This window comes from Bradyrhizobium sp. STM 3809 (assembly GCF_000239795.1).
Taxonomy (GTDB): Bacteria; Pseudomonadota; Alphaproteobacteria; order Rhizobiales; family Xanthobacteraceae; genus Bradyrhizobium.
Genome location: NZ_CAFJ01000016.1, coordinates 1 through 4,498, shown reverse-complemented (window position 1 = coordinate 4,498; position 4,498 = coordinate 1). Strand labels below are relative to the sequence as shown.

Annotated in this window: 3 protein-coding genes; all 3 read right to left on the bottom strand. The window is 64.6% G+C overall.

The annotated features are described in order from the left end of the window. Positions 1-61: 61 nt before the first annotated feature. The gene (locus BRAS3809_RS00885; protein WP_008960215.1) at positions 62-1,261 is read right to left on the bottom strand and encodes an adenylate/guanylate cyclase domain-containing protein; all 1,200 of its coding nucleotides are present in this window, start codon (positions 1,259-1,261) and stop codon (positions 62-64) included. A gap of 187 nt (positions 1,262-1,448) precedes the next feature. After that, complete coding sequence (locus BRAS3809_RS00880; protein WP_035654810.1) at positions 1,449-2,789, bottom strand: carbohydrate porin; 1,341 nt, start codon at positions 2,787-2,789, stop codon at positions 1,449-1,451. A 505-nt stretch (positions 2,790-3,294) separates the two neighbouring features. Beyond that, on the bottom strand, positions 3,295-4,498 hold a 1,204-nt coding region (locus BRAS3809_RS36410; RefSeq protein ID WP_035654808.1), incomplete at its 5' end, for a hypothetical protein.

Genomic DNA, 4,498 nt, shown 5'->3' with positions numbered 1-4,498 from the left:
CGCAACAGCTGGTGCGATCCCGGATGTCGCTGCGCTCATCCGGGCTACAACACGACTTACCCTACCCCTCGAACGCAAACAGCTCGATCGGGTCGCTGAAGCCGCGCACCGGAAACTCGCCGACGCGCTCCAGCGCGAACGGCCCCTCGACCAGTTCGGCGAAAGCGCGCGACATCAGCACGGGGCGGCCGACCTGCTTGGTCAGCGCCTCCATGCGCGAGGCCATGTTGACCGCCGGCCCGATCACCGTGAAATCGAGCCGCGAGCGCGAGCCGATATTGCCGTACATCACGTCGCCGACATGGATGCCGATGCCGTAGCGGAGCGGCGCGCGGCCGCTCTCGGCATGCCGCGCGTTCAGTTCCTCCATCGCCCGCCTGGCGTCGGTCACGGCATACAGCAGCTTCTCGCAGGCGCCCGGCTGGCTGAGCGGGAAGATCGCGAGCAGGCCGTCGCCGATGAACTTCAGGATCTCGCCGCCATGCTGCGTGATCGGCTCGACCATCGCATCGAAATAGCCGTTGAGCAGATCGATGACGTCGTCCCGCGGCCAGTTGTCGGAGATCTTGGTGAAGTCGCGGAGATCGCAGATCATGATTGCCGCGCGCACGGTCTCGCCGCTGCCGCGCCGGGTCGCGCCGGCCAGGATCATCTCGCCGGCATGCGGCCCGACATAGGTCTCGAGCAGGGTCCGTGCCAGCCGGTTCTTGATGCGAATCTCGCTGACCAGCGCCAGCACCGGGATGAGCCGGCGCAGCGCATCGACATGGGCATGCTCGAAGCCGCCGCGGCGGTCGGTCGCGAAGGTCACGATATGACGCTTGCCCAGCGTGTGATAGATCGGCCAGGCGACATAGTCGGTCAGCCCCATCGCGCGCATGTCGTCATACACCGCATGCTGGCGGCCGAGCTTCGGATCGCGTGCGAGATTCTCCCGAATCTCCTCGGCGCCGTCGACGATCTCGCTGGCGGGGCTGCCGATATATTCCGATCGCTCGCGCACGTCGTAGTCGACCCGCGCGATCTCCGCGCCCTCCATTCCGTCGCTCCACAGGATGCGGGCGCCGAGCCATTGCGGATGGTTGATCTGGACGTGGAGCGAGGCCCGCATCACCGGAATGCCGGCGCGCTGCAGCCGGACACACATCTGGCCGAAGATGTTGTCGATGAAGCGCTCGTCGCTCGTGCCGTTGGTGAGCCAGTCCACGACCTCGTCACCCAGGCGCTGGCCGGAGGCGGAATGGACGTCGGATGCGGTCATGGCGATCTCCTGGGCGCGTCGTCGCGGTCAACCCCGGGAGATGTCGTGTCGCAGTGCGGAAGAGTCAATCGACATCCTCGTCGCCGCGCCCTGCCCTGCCGGGCAGGACTGGCAGGCGGCAAGTGGGCCGAGGGATCGCCGCCGGATGACGGGCGGATGACATGCATCCGCCCGTTTCGGTCCATCCTCAGAAGTGGACCACCGTGCGCAGGCCGAGAACCACGGCATTGCCGGTCTTGACGCCGGCGGCGTTGAAGCCGCGGCCGCCCGGATTGATCACATACTGGGCGTCGAACTTCAGGTTCATCCAGCCGGTGGCCTGCCAGCCGTACCAGGCCTCGATCGGCACCTCGTTGCCGCCGGCATTCGGCGTCAGCGCGGACGAGTTGACGTGGGTGGTGCCGACCGCGAAGCCGACCTCGTCCTCGGGCCGGAACGAGAAGGTTCCGGTGTGCTTGACGCCCCAGGACACCTGGTAGTCCTGATAGGCGGTGCGGTGGTCGGCGACGCTGGTGTTGAGGAAGGTGTACCAGCCCTGCGCCTTCGGCCCCTCATTGGTCAGGCGCTGCAGGATCGATTCGTAGATGCCGTAGCGGCCGCGCGTGCTGCTGAGGTTCTGATCGCCGACGCCGGGACCGCCGGCGACGACGCCGATGATGCCGGGCAGGCCGCCGTCGATGGTCGAGGCGCTGTCATACCAGCCGCCGAAGCGCCAGGTGCCGTTGAGCGGGCCGCTCGGCTCCCACACCACTTCCACCGGCACCAGCACGCCCGAGGCCGCGCTGGAGCGCGGAATGCCCGGCGCCAGATAGACGCCGGCATCCGACGTGGTCAGGTAGTTCGGGTTCGCATCGTAGACGCCGACCGACAGCTTCCACTCCTTGGTGAAGTTGTAGTGCGCGACGCCGCCCCACTGGCTGACCGGCCAGTTGTAGATGTAGCCGCCCTGGATGTTGCCGGGCTGGCCGCCGCAGAAGGTCAGGTTGATGAACTCGCACTGGCCGAAGAAGAAGTCGGAGCCGACCGGCAGCCGGCCGCCCTTGAACACCAGGCGGTCGTCGAGCAGCTTCTGCTGATAGTAGAACTCGGTGAGGCGCAGGATGTTGCCGCGGCCGAACACCTCGTTGGTCAGCATCAGCGCGGGAATGCCGGCTTCGCTGTTGAGATTCTTGCCGAAGCGGTCGACCAGCGTGATGCCGATCAGGCCGCCCTGGATGCCGGCGAGCTTGGCGAGGTCGAATTTCGCCTCGAACCACAATTGTCCGGCATTCGCCGAGGTCTTGCGCGATCCACCGGAGAGATTGTTGACCGCTTCGTCGCCCAGCGTGAGCGCGAGCGAGATGCCCTGCTCCTTCAGCTTGGTCCGGCCGAGATCGCCGAACAGATACGGCCGCGTCCAGAAATCATCGGTATAGGCAACCGGCGGCGCCTTGGTCGGCAGATCCGCCGCGACAGCCCCACTCCCCATCAAACAAGACAAAGCGACCCCTGCGCCGCACATGCGCGCGGTCGTCACAAACCCACTCATTTTTCTGCTCCTCGCAGCGCCCCAGGCTCTGGCTGTTATCTGTCGCGTCCGGCCCAGAGCCTCCTGCCGGCACGCGCTTCCCCACGGCTCAACCCCAGCTGCCGCCCATTTCTTGGGCGAATTTGTCAACCTGAGATTGGACCGTCAGCCTAGCAAGCGCTGGGGTGCCTTTGAATAGTCATATTATATTTTGGAGTCGGTATAAGAGTAACTGTGACATGCGTGTCACATACTGCGTTGCGGAAAAAGCTGATCGGGGTCACGCCTCTCGCGTAATCACAGGCGACGCGGCGAAATCATGAGTTGGAGAGGCGAACCGCGATCTGATCCAACCGGTGGCCCCTGGCGCAACGGCAGCAGCATCCGGGATGCGGGCGCTGATTCGAGGGCTATCGGCGACCTCGTCGGATTGGCCATCCGTCCGGAGGCCCCGCCCTTCGGCGCAGTCCAGTCTGGACCGCCGTCCAGACTGAACTCCTTCCCTTTGTCTTCAACTCACACGGGACTATTCGTCCCGGTCGAACTCGGGCGGTGCGAAGTATCCGGCCGGAACGTGCAACTGGAAGCGACCAATCGAGCGATAGTCACCAAGGTTATTGCTCGGCTGCGGCGTGTTGTAGCCAGCAAAGACGATCGTGACTGTGCGCTCATTCGTATAGACGGCTTGGGGATCGTACACCCGACCGCTGAAGAAGTTGGTGGTGTACGTCGTTCCGCCGATCGTGTTCGGACGCGGGAACGGTGCGACCTCTTCGGCCGACAGCAGATCTGCTCCGGCGACGCTCACGAGCGGCGCGTTGAGAGGATAGGCGCGAGGTCCGGCCGGATCGACGACGGTGTCCGTCGAGATGATCGGGTTGTCGAACCCGCGCACCACATGCCAGCTCAGGAGATCGCTGGGCTGCCGGACTGGGTTGATTGTTTCGGCATAGCCGATGAAGTGAAATCCATCCGAATCGTTGTCCAGACAACTTCCGGCGCCGAAGAACAGGCCGTAGCGGCCATCCGCGATGCGCAACAGACTGCCGCTGCCGAGCCAGCGGATGCCGTTCAGGGAGACCGTGGTCGGATCATTGAGACCGGTTGCGACACCGGCATCGGTGAAATTGACTCCGTCTGATGTGGTCGCCACCCGGATCGAGATCACGTCATCATTGGTCTTGCGAGGCTTGCCGTTGACGAGATTCGTCAGCGCGAAGGCCGGCGTCTTGGGACAGATCTGGCTGGCTGGGAAGCTCTTGTCCGCATTCAGAACCTTGGAGACGTAGACGGCCGCCGTCTTGTCCCGTCCCATCCGGATTGCGCCGAGGATCGCATCGGGGGCGATCAGTCCGCTCGTCGCCGTCGCGGTCGGCTCGAGCGCCGGATAACCGCCAGAGGCCAGCGGACTGACATAGCCGAGCTGAGGCAGGCCCAAGAGTGGCTCGTCGCCATCGTGATGCAGTTTGTGAAGCACGAGCTGGTCATTGTCGATATGGCCGCTGGCGCGGTTGAGGAGATACAGCCGCTTGACACCGTGGATGCTGAGCACTGTCGGATGGCCGAGCCCGTTGTCACCCGCGTTTGCAGCGTCCGACCCGTAAGCCGTCGTCGTTCCATTCACGTCGATCGTCAGGTTGTCGGGATCCGTCACGTCCGAGGGACAATACGGATTGAGCGCGAGCGCCTTGCCGGTGAAGACCCAGCTTGCGCCCCAGTCGGTCGAAATC

What these genes read in the sequence shown, in the direction of transcription:
- BRAS3809_RS00885 (WP_008960215.1), bottom strand. Translation starts at nt 1,261, where the DNA reads ATGACCGCATCCGACGTCCATTCCGCCTCCGGCCAGCGCCTGGGTGAC.
- BRAS3809_RS00880 (WP_035654810.1), bottom strand. Translation starts at nt 2,789, where the DNA reads ATGAGTGGGTTTGTGACGACCGCGCGCATGTGCGGCGCAGGGGTCGCT.